At 29.1% G+C, this 18,491-nt stretch carries 17 protein-coding genes; 8 read left to right on the forward strand and 9 right to left on the reverse strand.

From position 1 onward, the window contains the following. Window positions 1-13 precede the first annotated feature (13 nt). The 4 genes from ribD to BPEN_RS01190 all read left to right on the forward strand — a co-directional run bounded on the left by ribD (window position 14) and on the right by BPEN_RS01190 (window position 2,775). Complete coding sequence (ribD, locus tag BPEN_RS01175; RefSeq protein WP_011282778.1) at window positions 14-1,153, forward strand: bifunctional diaminohydroxyphosphoribosylaminopyrimidine deaminase/5-amino-6-(5-phosphoribosylamino)uracil reductase RibD; 1,140 nt, start codon at window positions 14-16, stop codon at window positions 1,151-1,153. Between the two features lie 104 nt (window positions 1,154-1,257). Next, entirely contained in the window at window positions 1,258-1,734 is a 477-nt protein-coding gene (gene ribE, locus BPEN_RS01180; protein ID WP_011282779.1) for a 6,7-dimethyl-8-ribityllumazine synthase, read from the forward strand. 27 nt (window positions 1,735-1,761) lie between these two features. Next, window positions 1,762-2,196, forward strand: coding sequence for a transcription antitermination factor NusB (nusB, locus tag BPEN_RS01185; protein WP_011282780.1), 435 nt, complete (start codon window positions 1,762-1,764; stop codon window positions 2,194-2,196). Window positions 2,197-2,283: 87 nt separating this feature from the next. Beyond that, on the forward strand, window positions 2,284-2,775 hold the full coding sequence (locus BPEN_RS01190; RefSeq protein ID WP_011282781.1) for a phosphatidylglycerophosphatase A family protein: 492 nt from the start codon (window positions 2,284-2,286) through the stop codon (window positions 2,773-2,775). Window positions 2,776-2,871: 96 nt separating this feature from the next. Here BPEN_RS01190 and dxs read toward each other — a convergent pair whose 3' ends face one another. Together dxs and ispA are read right to left on the reverse strand one after the other, a co-directional pair. Then, window positions 2,872-4,746, reverse strand: a complete 1,875-nt coding sequence (gene dxs, locus BPEN_RS01195; RefSeq protein WP_011282782.1) for a 1-deoxy-D-xylulose-5-phosphate synthase — start codon at window positions 4,744-4,746, stop codon at window positions 2,872-2,874. 35 nt (window positions 4,747-4,781) lie between these two features. Continuing rightward, window positions 4,782-5,702: a (2E,6E)-farnesyl diphosphate synthase gene (gene ispA / locus BPEN_RS01200; protein WP_011282783.1), complete on the reverse strand. Its 921-nt coding sequence runs from the start codon at window positions 5,700-5,702 to the stop codon at window positions 4,782-4,784. Window positions 5,703-5,989: 287 nt separating this feature from the next. Here ispA and thiI point away from each other — a divergent pair, with 287 nt between their 5' ends. Continuing rightward, window positions 5,990-7,450 (forward strand): tRNA uracil 4-sulfurtransferase ThiI, encoded by a 1,461-nt coding sequence (gene thiI, locus BPEN_RS01205; RefSeq protein ID WP_011282784.1) that lies wholly within the window; start codon window positions 5,990-5,992, stop codon window positions 7,448-7,450. Between the two features lie 329 nt (window positions 7,451-7,779). Here thiI and BPEN_RS01210 read toward each other — a convergent pair whose 3' ends face one another. From BPEN_RS01210 to cyoA, 6 genes are all read right to left on the reverse strand, one after another. Further along, entirely contained in the window at window positions 7,780-8,901 is a 1,122-nt protein-coding gene (locus BPEN_RS01210) for an MFS transporter (protein ID WP_238374069.1), read from the reverse strand. Window positions 8,902-9,100: 199 nt separating this feature from the next. Beyond that, window positions 9,101-9,985, reverse strand: a complete 885-nt coding sequence (gene cyoE / locus BPEN_RS01215) for a heme o synthase (protein WP_011282786.1) — start codon at window positions 9,983-9,985, stop codon at window positions 9,101-9,103. A gap of 19 nt (window positions 9,986-10,004) precedes the next feature. Next, window positions 10,005-10,307 (reverse strand): cytochrome o ubiquinol oxidase subunit IV, encoded by a 303-nt coding sequence (gene cyoD / locus BPEN_RS01220; protein WP_011282787.1) that lies wholly within the window; start codon window positions 10,305-10,307, stop codon window positions 10,005-10,007. Between the two features lie 3 nt (window positions 10,308-10,310). Further along, window positions 10,311-10,883 carry a cytochrome o ubiquinol oxidase subunit III gene (gene cyoC / locus BPEN_RS01225; RefSeq protein WP_049749214.1) on the reverse strand — a complete coding sequence of 191 codons (573 nt, stop codon included), beginning with the start codon at window positions 10,881-10,883 and terminating at the stop codon, window positions 10,311-10,313. After that, entirely contained in the window at window positions 10,876-12,837 is a 1,962-nt protein-coding gene (gene cyoB, locus BPEN_RS01230) for a cytochrome o ubiquinol oxidase subunit I (RefSeq protein ID WP_011282789.1), read from the reverse strand. The genes cyoC and cyoB overlap by 8 nt, the downstream gene beginning before the upstream one ends. Window positions 12,838-12,912: 75 nt before the next feature. Then, complete coding sequence (gene cyoA / locus BPEN_RS01235; protein ID WP_011282790.1) at window positions 12,913-13,797, reverse strand: ubiquinol oxidase subunit II; 885 nt, start codon at window positions 13,795-13,797, stop codon at window positions 12,913-12,915. Between the two features lie 1,044 nt (window positions 13,798-14,841). On the opposite strand from cyoA, the gene BPEN_RS03345 reads away from it, so the two are divergent. From BPEN_RS03345 to clpX, 3 genes are all read left to right on the forward strand, one after another. Beyond that, window positions 14,842-14,982 carry a hypothetical protein gene (locus tag BPEN_RS03345; protein ID WP_187145671.1) on the forward strand — a complete coding sequence of 47 codons (141 nt, stop codon included), beginning with the start codon at window positions 14,842-14,844 and terminating at the stop codon, window positions 14,980-14,982. 1,042 nt (window positions 14,983-16,024) lie between these two features. Continuing rightward, window positions 16,025-16,651, forward strand: a complete 627-nt coding sequence (gene clpP, locus BPEN_RS01240; RefSeq protein WP_011282791.1) for an ATP-dependent Clp endopeptidase proteolytic subunit ClpP — start codon at window positions 16,025-16,027, stop codon at window positions 16,649-16,651. Between the two features lie 138 nt (window positions 16,652-16,789). Then, window positions 16,790-18,049, forward strand: coding sequence for an ATP-dependent Clp protease ATP-binding subunit ClpX (gene clpX, locus BPEN_RS01245; protein ID WP_011282792.1), 1,260 nt, complete (start codon window positions 16,790-16,792; stop codon window positions 18,047-18,049). A 180-nt stretch (window positions 18,050-18,229) separates the two neighbouring features. Here clpX and BPEN_RS01250 read toward each other — a convergent pair whose 3' ends face one another. Continuing rightward, window positions 18,230-18,484 carry an oxidative damage protection protein gene (locus BPEN_RS01250; protein WP_011282793.1) on the reverse strand — a complete coding sequence of 85 codons (255 nt, stop codon included), beginning with the start codon at window positions 18,482-18,484 and terminating at the stop codon, window positions 18,230-18,232. Window positions 18,485-18,491 lie beyond the last annotated feature (7 nt).

An 18,491-nucleotide genomic window follows, 5' to 3' on the forward strand; every position in this document is an offset into this window, starting at 1 on the left:
ATCTCATGATACTATGACAGACAATATTATACTACATGATAAAAGATTTTTAACACGAGCACTTCAATTGGCATGGAAAGGACGATTTACTACGATGCCTAATCCTAATGTAGGATGTGTTATCGTTCGCAACAATAAAATTATAGGAGAGGGATATCACATACGAGCAGGAGAAGCACATGCTGAAATACATGCGTTACGTATTGCTGGAAATTTAGCACAAGGAGCAACTGCTTATATCACTCTGGAACCATGTAGTCATTACGGACGTACTCCTCCTTGCACTACTGCATTAATTAATGCAGGAATTAAACGCGTTGTTGTAGCTATGTTAGATCCTCATTTTTACGCAAGAGGACGTGGTTTGCATTTGCTGCAACAAGCAGGTATTGAAGTACAGCATAGTCTGATGTTACCTGAAGCTGAATCAATAAATCGAGGATTTCTCAAACGTATACGTACCGGATTTCCATGGGTTAAATTAAAATTAGCTGCATCTCTAGATGGTAGGACTGCTATGTCTTCTGGAGAAAGTAAATGGATTACATCTATTCAGGCGCGCCAAGATGTACCACGTTTCCGTGCAGAAAGTGATGTCATTCTTTCTACTGCTGGCACTGTTTTAGCAGATGATCCAAAATTAAATGTACGTTGGGAATGCTTTTCAGACGAAATGAAACGTATTTATGCCAACAATCAAATTAGGCAACCACTAAGAGTCATTATTGATAGCGCAAATAGAGTACTTCCAACACATCGTGTTATACGATATGAGGGAAAAATTCTACTCGTGCGTTTAAAAAAAGACCATCGAAATTGGCCCTCATCAGTAGAACAACTATTATTATCATCAATTAATTGTCATGGCCATCATCGAATAAACTTAACAGAATTAATGCAACATCTTGGATATCGTGAAATTAATAATATTTGGGTAGAAGCAGGAGCTACTTTTTCAGGAGTATTATTAGATATTGGATTGGTAGACGAACTTATTCTGTATCAAGCTATAAAATTTTTAGGATCTGACGCGCGGCCTTTATGTTTATTACCAAATATCAAATGTCTGAATGACATTAAATCTTTTAAATTACTTGACATAAAAAATATAGGACCAGATCTTCGTTTAAGGTTAATCCCAAAGGGTATGTAATATATTTTTATTAGTTATACTAATTATGCTATCTATGCTATAACATGTTTATTTGTAAATAAGAACAAGTAATGATTTTAGTAGCCTGAATAATAAGGATTATTATGAATATTATTGAAAGTGATACTATAGCAAATAAAGCTAAGATTGCTATCGCGGTTGTTCGATTTAATCGTTTCGTTAATAATAATTTACTTGAAGGAGCTTTAGATGTTTTAAAAAGAATTGGACACGTAAAAGATGAAAATATAACCATAATTTGGGTTCCAGGCTCCTATGAATTACCATTAATCGCAAAAGCATTGGCTATTAGTCATAAGTATGATGGAATAATAGCTTTGGGTACAGTAATTCGTGGATTTACCATACATTTTGAATTTGTTGCAAAAGAATGTAGCTCTGGATTATCCAGAATTTCCATGGAAAACACATTGCCTATTGGATTTGGATTACTTACTACGGATAATATTAGTCAAGCTATAGAACGTTCAGGTATTAAAGCTAATAACAAAGGATCAGAAGCTGCTTTGGCTGTTTTAGAAATGATTAATATACTAAAAATAATTAAAAATAGTTCTTAATACATATAAATATATCAAAGGAATTACGTGAAAGCAATTAGTAGAAGGCGTGCTCGTGAATGTACATTGCAGGCATTGTATTCTTGGCAAGTATCTAAAAATGATGTTAAAGAAATAGAACGTTATGTTGTAACAGAGCAAGATATTCAAGATTGCAATATCTCTTACTTTCATGAATTATATATTGGAGTAATAAGTTGCGCTGAAGAATTGGATAAATTAATGATACCGCATTTATCCCGCAATTTAGAGAAATTAGGTTATATTGAACATTCAGTGTTACGTATCGCATTATTTGAGCTTACCAAATGTAATGATATACCATATAAAGTTGCCATTAATGAAGCAATTGAGCTTGTAAAAATTTTTGGAGCTGAAAAAAGTCATAAATTTATTAATGGAGTATTAGATAAAATAGCCAATCAGCTTTGTGTTAGTACAAACAATCATATTATTAAATAATATGATTGTTTGTATAATGAAAAATAAATTTGAAAGAATAATAATTGTTTTTATTCATCCCGAACCGAATAGACATGTGCTACTGATATGTTTTTAAATATGATTAGTGATTTGAAATTATCTAAAATATGGTGTTTATTTGCTACTGGTTTTGGTTTAGGTACAATTTCTTGGCTACCAGTAGGAACTGCAGCGTCATTATTAGCAATACCAATATGGTGGATTTTGAATTATTTATTTTCATTTCAGTTTTACTTTTTGTTCTTGATTATTGGAACAGGAGTAGGCATATATTTTTGCGATCATACTAGCAAAATACTTGGCGTTCATGATCCTAAATCAATCGTTTGGGACGAATTTGTTGGTATGTGGATGACATTAATTATAGTACCAATACATAGTTGGTTATGGACGATTATCGCATTTTTATTATTTAGAATATTTGATATAGTAAAACCCTGGCCAATTTCATGGTGTGATCGTGAAATAAAAGGTGGATTTGGCATTATTATTGATGACATATTAGCGAGTATTATATCAGTTTGCATCATTTTATTACTAATGAATTTATATCATTAAAATGTTTTATAAAACATATATATGTCAATAATATTGAAAGTTAAATTTATGCGCGTTAGATTATTCAAACGTCATACTACATTGAATATAACCTTGTTAATGTATCCATTTTATAATTTTTTTATAAATGCCTATGCTATCTAATCCCAATTCAGAAAGTATCTCTGATTGTGAACCTTGAGAAATAAAAAAATCAGGCAAACCAATATTTAAAACAGGAATTGATAGCTTATTTTGCATAATAAATTCATTTACCCCGCTTCCGGCTCCACCCATTACTGTATTTTCCTCTAATGTTATTAATACTTGATGATTTTTAGCAAGAGTTTTTATTAAGTTTTCATCTAATGGCTTAACAAATCTCATATCTACTAGGGTCGCATTTAATTTAGATGCAACATTATAGGCTGATTGCAATAAAGTTCCGAAATTAAGAATTGCAATGCAATTTCCTTGGCGACGTATCACACCTTTACTTAATGGTAAAGTATACAATTTTGTTGTATCTGCTAAATTACCGGGTACAGCATATCCCTTAGGATAACGTACAACACTAGGTCCATATCGATAACGATATCCTGTATATAACATCAACTTACATTCACACGCATCACTTGGGGTCATTATTATCATATTCGGAATACAACGTAAATACGATAAATCAAAAGCGCCTTGGTGAGTTTGCCCATCTGCTCCGACAATACCTCCTCGATCGACAGCAAATAACACAGGCAAATTCTGAATTGCTACGTCATGGATTACTTGATCATATGCGCGTTGTAAAAATGTTGAATAAATAGCGACAATAGGTTTATAACCCGCTATAGCTAATCCAGCAGCAAATGTCACAGCATGTTGTTCAGCAATTGCAACATCAAAATACTGTTTTGGATATTTCTGAGAGAAGATACTCATTCCAGAACCTTCTCTCATCGCGGGCGTAATTCCTATAATCTTATTATCTCGAGCCGCAACTTGGCATAACCAATCACCAAAAATTGCAGAATAAGTTATATTTTTAGAATGCTCTACAGGTAACGATCCGCTTTCAGGATTAAATTTTGGTACTGCGTGCCACTTAATAGGATCTTTTTCTGCAGGTTCATAGCCGCAACCTTTTTTGGTAATAATATGTAAGAATTGTGGACCTTTCATATCACGTATATTTCTCAAAATATATACTAATTCTAATACATCGTGTCCATTAACGGGGCCAATATAATTAAAACCAAGTTGTGAAAATAATGAACTTGATGTGCCATTAAAATTTTTGATTTGGTTACCAATATGTTTAATCAATGTATTAGTTGAAAGAACGTCAGATAATATTTTATTATTGTCTACTTTTAAATTGGAATATACTTTTTTTGATAAAATATGAGTATGATGATTGTTTAATGCTCCTACGTTTTCTGAAATAGACATTTCGTTATCATTTAAAATAATCAATAAATCAGATTTTGTAAATCCAGCATGGTTCATTGCTTCAAAGGCCATCCCAGCAGTTATTGCTCCGTCTCCTATCACGCATACTGTGCGACGTCCTAGCATTTCTCGTTCTGCCGCTATTGCTAGACCTAACCCCGCGCTAATTGAAGTAGAGGAATGTCCCACTGATAAAACATCATATTCGCTTTCATCACGACAAGGAAATGGATGTAATCCGTTCTTCCTTCTAATACTAAAAATACGTTCGCGCCGCCCCGTAAGAATTTTATGTGGATATGCCTGATGCCCTACATCCCAAATTAAATAATCAAATGGAGTATTATATACGTAATGTAATGCTACGGTAAGTTCAATAGTCCCTAATCCAGATGCAAAATGTCCGCTAGATTTGCTAACACTAGTTAAAAGAAATTGACGTAACTCATTACACAACTTTGCTAAATGATCTTCAGATAATTGTCTTAATTCTTTAGGAGTATTGATTAAACCTAATATGGGGTATTTATTTGAATTACAGTTCATATTAAATTTATTTAATATTGTTTATTTATGTAATTTTAGTTGTTACGTTTAATAATATAACGCGAAAATGCAGATAAAATATTAACGTTATAGCCTAATTTCGCAATGTATTTTAAAGATGTTAATGACTCACAATATAAATCTTGAGCTTTAGTGCGAGCTGTGCTTAATCCTAATATTTTTGGATAAGTGTTGTTGACATCGTTATGTTGCGATTGCATACTGTGTTTTTTTTTCTGATCATATGCATGTGAAATATCTATAATGTCGTCTTGTATTTGAAAAGCTAAACCTATAGTTGTAGCATAGTGGTCTAGAAATGACAATACGTCGTCGCAGCTTTTGTTGCCTGCTGCTAACGCTCCAATGCGAACTGCAGCTCGAATTAACGATCCTGTTTTGTACTGATATATGGTTTCTAACTGTGTGGCTGATATATTTTTATTATTTTTATTAATTAAATCTAAAGACTGACCTAAGCACATTCCATTAGCTCCGCTGGCAGAAGCTAATGTAGCAATCATTTTTAAACGATCTTGATCTGTGATAGTTGGCATATGTGCTTCTGAAAGAATGGTAAAAGCCAATGTATGTAGAGCATCACCTGCTAAAACAGCAATAGATTCTCCAAATTTGACATGACATGTTGGATGCCCTCTACGCAGTTTATCATTATCCATAATAGGTAAATCATCATGAATTAAAGAATAAGCATGTATGCATTCAATGGCTGCTGCTGGAGCATTAAGATTTGACGATCTAATACCAAATAATTTACCTGTTTGATAAACTAAAAAAGGACGTAACCGTTTTCCTCCTAACAGAACACTATAACGTATTGCTTGCATAAGGAGAGATACATCTTGTTTAAGAAACATAATCAAATAACGACTAATAGCTTCGTCTACTCGTTGATGGCTTTCACGTAACTCATTAGCAAAATCAATCATAAGCATAGTATTGTACTAATACCATAAAATCATAAAATAAACACTATTAGATATGTGTATTTAAATGACATACACAGTATATAATAATATTACATAATAAAAATATCTATATATTAGTATAATTATTTTCATCAATTCATATATTGATTACGCATATGATAGCCTATCATCATTTTTGATGCGATAATCCAAAAGAAGAGCACATTATTATATAAATAATTATAATTTATATAGTATAAGATTACTATATCTAATATATTATGCTTATGTATTTTAATGTTTAAAATATTTATATGAAAATAGTTATTAAATTATCACCAGAAATTACAATAAAAAGCCGTGCTATACGAATTTTTTTTATAAAAATCCTCATTACAAATATTAAAACTATTTTAAAAAAGAATAATGAATCAGCATCAATTATACGTAATTGGGATTATCTTGAGGTAATATGTAATCATAGTAAGTATCAAAAGATATGCGCTATGTTAATAAACATTCCTGGAATTCATCATTTGTTATTAATTAAAAAACATATGTTTCGTTCTTTACAAGATATTTATGAAAAAATTATACTCAGTCTGAATTATGAGATTCAATTATCAGGAAAAAGTTTTTGTGTTCGAGTGAAACGTTGTGGTAAACATAATTTCACTTCTCAAGAAGTTGAACATTATTTAGGGAATAAATTGTGTCAAAACATAGGTAATATTAGAGTTAACTTAACAAAACCTGAAAAAACTATATATTTGGAAATTAAAGATAATCAACTTTTTATAATTATCAAGCGTTACGAAGGATTAGGAGGTTTTCCGATAGGTACGCAACAAGAAATGTTGTCATTAATTTCAGGAGGATTTGATTCAGCTGTTGCTAGTTATATGTTAATTCGGAGAGGATGTAAAGTGAATTATTGTTTTTTTAATTTAGGCGGAGATATGCATACTGTTGAAGTATGTAGAGTAATATATTTTCTATGGAACAAATTTAGTAGTTCTCATAAAATAAAATTTATTTCTATTGATTTTTCAGAAGTCATTAAAGAAATTACTGCTAAAATAAAAGACAACCAAATAGGAGTAGTGTTAAAACGTATGATGATACGTTCTGCATCATTGGTAGCTAATCGTTATAAAATTACCGCGTTAATAACAGGAGAAGTGTTAGGACAAGTATCGAGCCAAACTTTGAGCAACCTAACACTTATTGACAGTGTTTCTGATCATGTAATATTTCGTCCTTTAATTGCTTATGACAAAGAAAAAATTATCGATTTAGCTAGAAAGATAGGCACAGAAATACTTTCAAAATCTGTTCCAGAATATTGTGGAATAATATCAAAAAAATCAACTGCAAAAACAACAAAACAACTTATCGAATTTGAAGAAAATAATTTTGATTTCACCGTGCTAAACCGTGCAGTGTCTCAATCTTATGTAATAGACGTACAAAACATTCCTGATCAAATCATTAATCAACATGTATTTCAAGTAGAAACTAAAAAAATATTGGATTCTACTGATGTAGTATTGGATATACGAACAGAAATTGAACAAGAAAAAAATCCTCTTTATTTAAATAATATAGAAATAAAAAAAATACCTTTTTATAATTTAATTGATCAATTTTCTAAATTAGATCCCAATAAAATATATTTATTATATTGTGATCATGGTATAATGAGTCGATTGCAAGTAATGTACTTGCATAGACAAGGATTTAGTAATGTAAAGATATACAGGCCACCTAGATAGCATATTAGGTAAAATAAGTAAGTCTTGGACAAATACTTCAATTTTAAAAAATTGATTAATAACGAGAGCATTGTTTACTTACTAATTAAGTAAACTAGAAATTGTTTTATAGAAAACGTCCCGTTATTAGTTTAAGTGTTACTGAATTACAATAAATTTTTATTGATAAATTACAATAACCATACTACAAGAATTACGGTTTTACATTTTAAAAAACATAATTTTTTATTCAGTATTTATTGAAATATTCTGCATGTTAATGAAGCAATGGATTTATGTATTTCATTGTACTATTTATTAGCTGTAAAATTTTACCGTATTATAGATAATTAATGTAGTGTGTTAATTACTATAACACATAATAAGGATATAGTTAATGAAAAAAACAATACCAACCATACTCCTTTCATTTCTAATAAAAATCCACCTAAAATCCCACCAAATCCTATTCCTAAAAATTGACCAATAGAATAAATACTGATGGTAGTTACTTTATATTTTTTTTGTGCTGCTTTGTTTATCAAAGCAGGTAATATTGTCTCTATTAAACTAAATGCTATAAAAAATAACTGCATTCCAAATAAAAACATTTTACTATATAACGTATTCATTGACATAATTAGTTCAGATAAAAATAAAATATTCATACAAGCAATTAATATCTTTTTTGTACAATTTTTACCTTCAAAATAGAAAATACATGTCAATACTGCGATCGCAGATATTATCATAATAATGCTATAAATTTTCCAATGTATACTAAGAGGAAATCCTAAATTTATCATTATTTTGGGTAAAACAATAAAGTTTAACATTAAAATAGTATGTGTAAAAAATATGCTGATATTTAGTTTCATTAATTGTGACTGAATTAGTATATGTTTAATTTTATTAAACATAATAAATAAATTTTCATTATTTTTCACGGGATGAGAAGAAATAGGTGGTTTTATAATGTAAATTAAAATAATAGCTAATACTATTAATATAGTAATACAATGAAATAATCCGTTCAACCCAAACCTATTAGTAATAATTGGCCCAAAAACCATGGAAGCAGCAAAAGCTATCCCAACACTCATGCCAACTGACGCCATTGCTTTTATATGATGTTGTTCTTGTACTGAGTCTAATAACAATGCTATAAGTGAGCTGCCAATAGCTCCTGATCCTTGTAGTGCTCTTCCAATAATAAGCCCCCAAATATTATTAGTAGTTGCTGCTATTTCACTACCCAAAATAAATAACACTAATCCTCCTATAATAACAGATTTACGTCCAATTTTGTCAGACATTAATCCAAAAGGTAATTGGAAGATTATTTGCATTAAGCCATATATTCCAATAGCTACACCTAGCGAACTTCCATTTGCTCCTTGTAAGGAAACAGCATGAACAGTTAAAACGGGCAGAATCATAAATACTCCCGCCATACGTAATGCAAATATCATGCTCAATCCCAATATAATGTACAATTCTTTTTTAGTCATTATAGTATTAACAATAGATGGATATCGAAATATCTTAAATTTATATATTTTAAAAATATCAATATATTATATGAAATATTCAAAATAAAAATTTTATAAATATTGAGAAATATTATATTATTTATTCATTTAAATTAATAATATTTTGCATATGTCATAATTACAGTAATATATTTTTTGTAGAGAATAAAATATGATCTAAGGATAAAAGCAAATTTAATGATATTATAATGATAAGAGATAATAAAAACATTTTTTTTGCCCACAAACTATCGTGATTAATTATTCTATAACCATAAAATCCCATATGTAACCACCATAAATTCATAATGCTAATTATTATTAAAAATATATAACTAGTGTACCCCATAACAGTAAATAATATAGTTGCTATAATAAATCCAATTATATAAACAACCATATGATTCTTAGTTGACTCCACTCCCTTTTTAATAGGGAAAGTTGGAATAAAAGCTACTTTATAATCATTTAATCGTAAAATAGCAATGGAATGAGAATGTGGGATTTGCCATAAACTAAAAATTATTAATAACATCAAAGCCCCTGCATCAAATTGATTTGCAGCAGCACAATATCCAATGACTGGCGGCATCGCTCCTGATATACTACCCACCATTATACTATAAATAGATCTACGTTTCATCCATAAACTATACACACCGACATATATAAATAAACCTATTGCCGATAAATATATTGTCAAAACATTCTTAGTAAAACTTAAAAACAAAAATCCAAATATACTTAATATTACTGCATAAAAGATACTTTGATTTAAAAAAATTTGACCGTGTTGCACCAAGACTCTATGTTTAGTTCTTTCCATAACTGCATCAATATCTCGATCAATAATGTTATTTAACACACAGCCAGAAGCTATTACTAAGGCTGTTCCTACAATCATTGTGATAAATAAAGAATAAGATATAGCACCTCGCGATGCGATTAAAAATCCTCCTGCAGATGACATTAAATTACCTAAAACAATTCCTGGTTTTGTTAAGTATAAATAATATTTAATCATAACAATTAAACTATCTTATTTAAATCATCAAATTATGATGTAAATGTGTCATAATCCATACACTTCCTAACACAAGGATAAAAACAATAAATATTGTGAATATTAAAGATATTAAATTCCATGCTTGATTAGATACATTTCCTAAATGTAAAAAGAAAATTAAATGAATAATAATCTGCATTATTGAGCAAAATACAATAATATTTATTAATATTTTTTTATTTATTGTGTCATGTGTAACCATAAAAAATGGAACGATTGTCAAAACCAAAGACAATACAAACCCAATTAAATATGACTTCTGTGTATAACCATTCTTCATTAATTATAGTACTCCCAGTAAATATACCTCAGTAAATACACATATCCATATAACATCAAGAAAATGCCAAAATAAACTTAAACATTGCATTCGTATATAGTTGGTGTATGTCAATCCTTGATACACAATATGTATAATCATTACCGCAATCCAAATAAGGCCCGCCATCACATGTAGACCATGGGTCCCAACTAAAGTAAAAAAAGAAGAAAGAAATGCACTGCGACATGGATTGTTTCCTAATTTAATTAAATGATAAAATTCATAGATCTCCATACTAATAAAACATAGTCCTAATAAAAAAGTTATTCCCATCCAAATATTTATTTGTTTCGTACATGATTTTTCTACGTATATCATAACTTTACAATGAGTAAGACTACTCAATAATAAACAACAAGTTTCTATAAACACAAAAGGTAATGAAAATATATCTTTACCTGAAGAACAATCTGCTGTGTTATTACATAACACAGAGTATATTGCAAATAAACTTGCGAATAGAATACAATCACTCATTATGTATAACCAGAAACCAAATATTGTCTTTATATTTAAATTATTATGTTTATACATTATTAACACATTCAATTTCTTTAATTTTCTCTACTGGTACGTAATATTCTGTATCATCATTAAATGTATGAAGAATCCAAGTTGCTATTATTCCAAACATACTAAAAACAACGAGCCACCATATATACCAAATCATACCAAATCCAAATGTTAAAGCGAAAAAAGATATAACAATGCCAGAATACGTATTCTTGGGCATATGTATGGATTGAAATTGATCAGGACAAGAGTATATGTTTCTATTATTTTGTACATACCAAAAAACATCACGATCATTGTTTATTATAGGAATAATTGCAAAATTATAAAATGGCGGGGGAGAAGAAACAGCCCATTCTAAAGTAGATCCATTCCATGGATTTCCATTTATATCTTTATGTTTATCGCGATTTACAATACTGACTATTATTTGGATACATTGACACATAATACCTAATCCAATCAATATAGTACCCATTGATGCGGTTATTAACATCGATGAAAATATTGGATCAATGTGTTGGCTTAATCGACGAGTCATACCCATAAACCCTAAAATATATAACGGCATAAACGCTATATAAAATCCAATAATCCAAAACCAAAAAGCTCGTTTCCCCCATTTTTCATTTAAAACATAACCAAAAGCCTTAGGAAACCAATAGGTGGTTCCTGCAAAACAACCGAACAATACTCCTCCAATAATAACATTATGAAAATGTGCGATTAAAAATAAACTGTTATGCAATACAAAATCAGCCCCTGGCACAGACAATAACACCCCAGTCATTCCTCCTATGGCAAATGTAATGATAAATCCAATAGTCCACATCATTGGGGAGGAAAAAACAATTTTTCCTCGATACATAGTGAATAACCAGTTAAATACCTTTACTCCAGTTGGAATGGCAATTATCATGGTCATAATACCGAAAAATGCATTAACGTTAGCACCCGCACCCATAGTAAAAAAATGGTGTAACCATACACAAAAAGATAACACAGTAATAGCTATAGTAGCCCATATTAATGAAGTATATCCAAACAATTTCTTTTGTGAAAAAGTGGAAACAATTTCTGAAAATACACCAAATACGGGCAACACTAAAATATATACTTCTGGATGACCCCAAGCCCAAAATAAATTGATATACATCATCATATTTCCGCCTAAATCATTAGTAAAAAAATGGGTTCCTAGGTAACGGTCTAGTGTTAATAAAGCGATAGTAATAGTCAAAATTGGAAAAGCCGCAATGATTAATGTATTTGTACATAAAGCAGTCCAAGTAAAAACTGGCATTTTCATCATCGACAATCCTGGAGCTCGCATGTATAAAATTGTAGTGAAAAAATTTATACCAGTCAAAGTAGTTCCTATTCCAGAAATTTGTATACTCCATATCCAATAATCGACACCAACACCAGGACTATATTCTTTGCTTGATAATGGCGGGTAACCTGACCATCCTGTTTGCGCAAATTCTCCTATTCCTAAGGAAAGATTCATCAAAATTACACCCACCATAAACAACCAAAAACTCAATGAGTTTAAAAAAGGAAAAGCAACATCTCGTGCTCCAATTTGTAATGGAACTACCAAGTTCATTAATCCTATTACGAAAGGAGTAGCCATAAATATGATCATGATTACGCCATGAGCAGTAATTACTTGGTTGTAATGATAGGCTGAAAGAAATTCATACGATCCAGAAGAAGATAAAGCTTGTTGCGCTCTCATCATGATGGCATCGGCAAAACCACGTACAAACATAATACATGAGACTATAATATACATAATCCCAATTTTTTTATGATCTACAGAAGTAAACCACTCATTCCAAAGATATCGCCATTTATTGTAATATGTAATGATACCAGAAAGAATTATTCCAATGAAAAGAATGATAATAACTGTCGACATAATAACTGGATCTTCATATGGAATAGAATGTGTTGTTAATTTTCCAAACATTATTTTATTATCCTCATATATTTGCAACATTTCCCAAAACAATCATGCTTTATATTAAGGAAACATGAATTATAGCTAAAAATATTCTTTCTTTTGATGTGTAAATTTATTGATTACATTGTAAAACAAGTTGGGTTGTACATTGGAGAAATAAATTATCGGATGGTATTCGCTGGGTTTAGCTAATTCTTCATAAATTGACATATTATTAATTTGATGAGATGATTTTCGAGCTTTTTGTATCCATTGTTCAAATTCTTGTTTAGTCTGTGTAGCAACAACAGTAAATTTCATACCAGAAAATCCTTGACCACTAAAATTTGATGAAATACCTTTATATCGCCCCGCTGCATTAGCTATTAAATATAGTTCCGTACGCATTCCAGCCATCGCATAAATTTGTCCTCCTAATTGAGGAATAAAAAAAGAATTCATAACCGAATTAGAAGTAACATTGAATTTTATTGGTATATGCGCTGGAAAAACAAGCTCATTCACAACTGCTATATTTTGTTTTGGATAAATAAAAAGCCATTTCCAATCTAATGATATGACATTAATAATAATTGGTTGCTCAGTAGACGATACAATAGGATTTTTAGGATCTAGTTTATGAGTAGATTTCCAAGTTACAGTCCCTAAAAAGATAATAATTAAAATTGGTACAGCCCAAACTATAAATTCTATTTCTTTAGAATTTACCCAATTAGGACTATATTGCGTATTTCTGAGATTAGATGCTCTATATTTTATAGTAAAAAAAATTGTCATCACGATTACTGGGACAACTATACTAAGCATTAATCCGAATGCGGTCAATATCAGTGAACGTTCTTCCATCCCAATTTGGCCTCTAGGATGTAATAAAACCAAATCGCTGCATCCATTTAATACTGTTATTAAACTATACAGTAACAATGAAATATATATCTTTCTATGTTTGCATATTCCGAATTTCATTCAACGATTCTAATGCGAATATATATTTTAAGTCCTCAAGTTAAATATCCTACCGCAAACCTGCATTAATGTAAATAGATTATATATGTCGAAAAATTTTTATAATTACCATTTATTAGAAAGTTTTAAATATAGTCAGTATATTTATTTGAAATTAACTTCATTCTATGACGTAAAGATAACATTAAATACTCCATTATTTTAATAAATTTACAGCAATACTTGTATTGTTAGGTATAATTGAGCTATTTTTTTACTGAATAACTTAATGTAAATTAATTTAATTTAGATATTTTACATATCTATTCAAGTATCAATATCATCGTAATGTTAACACATATAACATTATTAAAAATTTAGTGCATGGATAATGTTGAGAATATGAGTTATATGATAATTATTTATTAGATATAAATATGAATTAAAGATCTGTTACATTTATAATTTTTATGTTATGTGATGTCACATAGTATCGTATACTTTTATTGTTATTTTTGATTTATAAAATAAAAAGGAATGAATTAGATACGCGTAATGATTGAAAATATTAAATCTTAATGGAAACGCATTACTGTTAATTTATTTTATAAATATTGCGAATAAAGAATATTGTGAAAGATCGACACATGTTTCTAAAAACATATATATTCATGGGTTCCGTGTTGAGAAAGTACCTATTTGTTTTTTAAGAAAAATTATGGAATAATTATTCATCATAAAATCATGATAAAATTAATGTAATAAAAATTATATTAATCTTATCATCAAAAAAAACAATTTAATTAGTGAACCTACATGTAATAATTTATACATTTTTGTAATAATAGTAAAAATTTTGTGTCTACTGTCACAGTAGAAGTATATCCGCATATAAAACTGAAAGGATTTATTAACATTGAAATGAAAAACCAATTTTTATCAGACATTATAAAAAATGGATATTGGTTGTAGTTTTAAAAATGTAAAAATACATATACTTAGAAATGTAGTAATAAGAAAATTAGTATTGGAATCAGGTTACTTGTAACATCGTTATACTATCTTATGGTAACAGATGGAGACGACAACATCGGAGGTGTCGTTATGATAATTAATAAAAAAATAATTAGTTTTTCCTTAATTCATCAGGATAAGATGTTTGATTATAATGTAGAAGATGTTTTCAATATAAAAATTAATATTTAACATGAATATTATTTCAAATATTCTTTAAGGAAAGATGCATGAATGTATTGTTATTTTTTTAAAAAATGAAAATTTAAAGTTTTTAAAGTCAAATCAGAATGACGTAAATAGGTCTATTTCACAGAATAGATACTAAAAAAATAAATGTATGTATGTAAAAACTCAGGAATATGTGAAAGTTTATTTAAACTATATTATTAGAATAAAATAAAAAATTAAATATAAAAAAATATATCATATATAATGTATTGAATTTATTTCTATGGTTAATAACATATGCATCAATAGTTCATAGTAATAAGATAATTAAGTATATTTATGTCAATGAACTTAAAAAAAATAAAATAATTACACATTTTATTGTTAAGCAGATTTAACTTCGAAGATCAAGATAAACATCGCGTAAAATTGCATTGCCATGTGATGATATTACCTCAAGAATTGGAGTTAACTATGCTTCTAATTTACAACATTATCAATAGTGTATTAGATACACTCGATGTTTCAAAAAATGTGATCATGAAACAACAATACGACAACGCTAACAATGTATTCGCGTTCTCTTTTATAGAGAAAAATAACTGATTTTACTCTTAATCAGACAAAATTATTGCAAAAAATTACATATAGCGATTTAATAAGTTATGATTAAATTAGCTGATCATTAGAAACATTAGACTATAAGAAATATCATTTTAAATAATAAATGCTTTTATTATAATTAGTTGATTAAATCATAAACAATCAGTTTTTATCCATGCGCAATGTCTTTAACTATTTATTACATGCGACCGTAATCTTACACATAAGATACGATAAGAACAAATAATATATATGTGAATATATAAATATTTTCTATTTTAATCCTTAAACATTTTGATTAATAATAAATTAACAGAACGCTATATGCTCAACAATTACTTCTTAATAAAATATGATTATTAAATTTAGTTTGAAATTTTTCATAAATTGTATTATATCAAGGTTTAAATAAAACTTTTATATAACAGATATACAATACAAGAGGATTATAATACATGCTATGCAATGTTCACATAACTTTAAAACGCCTTATTGTCATCGTATGGTAGTAGTTCCAACAGTAATAGAGCATACTATTCGAGGAGATCGTGTATACGATATATTTTCTTTATTATTAAAAGAAAGAATTATTTTTATGACAGGAACTATCGAAGATAGTGTAGCCAATTTAATTGTTGCTCAAATGATGTTCTTAGAATCAGAGAATTCAGAAAAAGACATCCATTTGTATATTAACTCTCCAGGAGGAGTAATAACCGCGGGAATGTCAATATACGATACTATACAATTTGTAAGACCTGATGTTAGTACGTTTTGCATGGGACAAGCTGCATCCATGAGCGCTTTCCTATTAGCTTCTGGTACCAAAGGTAAACGATTTTGTTTACCGAATGCTCGAATAATGATTCACCAACCATTAGGATCTTTCCAAGGACAAGCTACTGATATTGCTATTCATACCAGAGAAATATTAAAAATTAAAAATAATATCAACAAGCTTATGGCAAAACATACCGGACAATCTATTGATATCATCAATAAAGATACAGAACGAGATTGTTTTTTATCTGCTGATGAAGCAATGAAGTATGGATTGGTAGATTGTGTGTTATCTCAACGAATATAAATTTAAATTATTACTTAATTTACGTTTCATTATCATCATGATCTGTAATAAAATTTATGTCTGAATTTGTTATTTATATCTCAAGTAATTTATAGATTGCTTTAAATGAATTAAACGTAAACGGAAGGATATCAGACTGTGAGCGATGATCATCAAAATCATTCAAAAAATAGTACATTATGTTGTTCATTTTGCGGGAAAGACCAAAATCAAGTATTAAAATTAATTGCTGGATTATCAGCACATATTTGCGATACATGTGTTGGTTTATGTAAAGATATAATTAGTCAAGAAAATAAAGGTAAAATAATTAACGAAAAATTGACCAAATATCCTACCCCTTGTGAAATTAAGAATTACTTGGACGATTATGTGATTGGACAAGAATACACTAAAAAAGTACTTGCAGTAGCAGTATATAATCATTACAAACGTTTACGTAATGAAAAGACGTGTATAAACAGCAATGGTACAAAATTGTTTAAAAGTAACATTTTATTGATCGGCCCTACAGGGAGTGGCAAAACATTATTAGCAGAAACATTAGCTCGGTTTCTTAATGTACCATTTTCTATATCAGATGCTACTACTTTGACAGAAGCGGGGTATGTAGGTGAAGATGTAGAAAACGTTGTACAAAAGTTATTACAACGATGTAATTATGATGTAAATAAAGCGCAACAAGGAATCATTTATATAGATGAAATAGACAAAATTTCTAGAAAATCAGAAAATCCTTCTATTACTCGAGATGTTTCCGGAGAAGGAGTACAACAAGCTTTATTAAAATTGATTGAAGGGACTACAGCTGCGGTACCACCACAAGGAGGTCGTAAACATCCTCAGCAAGAATTTATACAAGTGGATACTACTAATATTCTTTTTATTTGTGGTGGTGCTTTTTTTGGTTTGAATCAAATTATCCAGCAACGCACTACTAACAAACGTACAATTGGGTTTCGAGTTTTAGAAAACAACGATACAACAAAAAACATTGAGCATTCATTATTAACACAAATTGAGCCAGAAGATTTAATTAAATTTGGTTTAATTCCAGAATTTGTTGGTCGACTTCCCATAGTTTCTACTTTAGATGAACTGAAGGAAAAAGAATTAATTAAAATCTTAAAAGAACCAAAGAATGCTTTAATAAAACAATATGAAATGTTATTTCATATTGATGGAGTAAAATTGGAATTTTCCGAAACATCATTGACTGCTATTGCTAAAAATGCTATGAAAAAAAAAATTGGTGCTCGTGGACTTAGAGCTATTTTAGAGAATATATTGCTAGATGTAATGTATGAATTACCTTCAAAAAACAATATAGATAAAATAATAATTGACGAATCAGTAGTATTTGGGCTCTCAAAACCATTGTTAATCCACAGTCAGTAACCATAAAAACTAATTAAACGTAAATGCGCGTTCATTGAATAATGGCTACATGTGATATTGTCGTAAATTGAGAATAAAAATTTGTTATTGTCATAACAAATCATCGCTCTACTTTAAACACGAAGTTCGAAAAAATTTACGTGTAATTACATTACAATTGAAAGAGAAAAACTCTAGTAATTAATTATTTTTTATTGAAAAATTTTTTCCGAATAGAAAAATTTTCATTTCTTTTTCAAGTATTGTACGATCTGCAATATTCATCATATTGAGTTTATTTTCATTGATTAAAATAGTTTGTTTATCTTGCCACTGCATCCATGCGATATTAGAAATATGTTCATAAATATATTTGCCTAATGCTCCTGGATAACATGGAGCGTCTAGTCCTTCAGCATATTTTTTTAAAAAAACACAATAAATTATTTTGGACATTATTAGA

The organism is Candidatus Blochmanniella pennsylvanica str. BPEN, assembly GCF_000011745.1.
In the GTDB taxonomy this organism is placed as follows: domain Bacteria; phylum Pseudomonadota; class Gammaproteobacteria; order Enterobacterales; family Enterobacteriaceae; genus Blochmanniella; species Blochmanniella pennsylvanica.